Annotated in this window: 1 protein-coding gene; it reads left to right on the top strand. The window is 37.7% G+C overall.

From position 1 onward, the window contains the following. Positions 1-233, top strand: a 233-nt coding sequence (locus tag J3482_RS20190) for a hypothetical protein (RefSeq protein WP_206923086.1), incomplete at its 5' end; no start/stop codon positions are given. Between the last annotated feature and the right edge of the window lie 436 nt (positions 234-669).

The following is a 669-nucleotide window of genomic DNA, read 5'->3' as shown; positions in this document are numbered from 1 at the left end:
CCGTTAGAATTCTAGTATATGGAAAAATCAGTCTACTTAACCTAGGTGTTGTTCCTTTTTTACCTCCACCCAAAACGACCATTCTGCAAAACGCTCAAACTAATGATGTGAGTAACCAGATCATTGCAATGAAGTGTTTGATTGTGGAAGGCTTCGTTCGCTCGGTTAGCCACAGGCCCCCGGAATTTTGCCTGAATATTTTTCCTTCATGTTTCTCTGCTCTACCTGATTAAAAAACGGATGCAACCCTGTCCCATTGATGTGAGATTTACATCGGTTCCCAGTTTCATTCGAGATGTTCAGGATAAAGTTACAAGCACCGATAGTGCGGAAAACCAAAAGCAAGCGAGAAAACATCAAACGCGTGATACACGGGAAAATCCCCAACACCGTATCACGTTTGAATATCTTTTATATTTTTCCTTCAAGCGTATATCCATTAAGGTTAATATTTATCAAAAATTTAATAATGTTCACCAATTGAAGTAATATGCTATTATATATCGTAAAAGTAAATAAATACTTTTATTGTATTAATGAATAACCATAATTTAACATAAATCGATTGATCCCGGATTTCGACGATTAGGTGATTGAGGTCATTGATCGGGGCGTGTTTTCAAGTATTTGGTGGGTTTGTTAGCGAACACGGCGAAATCATGGTACGGA

The sequence above is a fragment of the Alicyclobacillus suci genome (assembly GCF_017329615.1).
Taxonomy (GTDB): domain Bacteria; phylum Bacillota; class Bacilli; order Alicyclobacillales; family Alicyclobacillaceae; genus Alicyclobacillus; species Alicyclobacillus suci.
The sequence above is the reverse complement of the archived record's forward strand: the minus strand, read 5'-3'. Positions and strand labels throughout refer to the sequence as shown.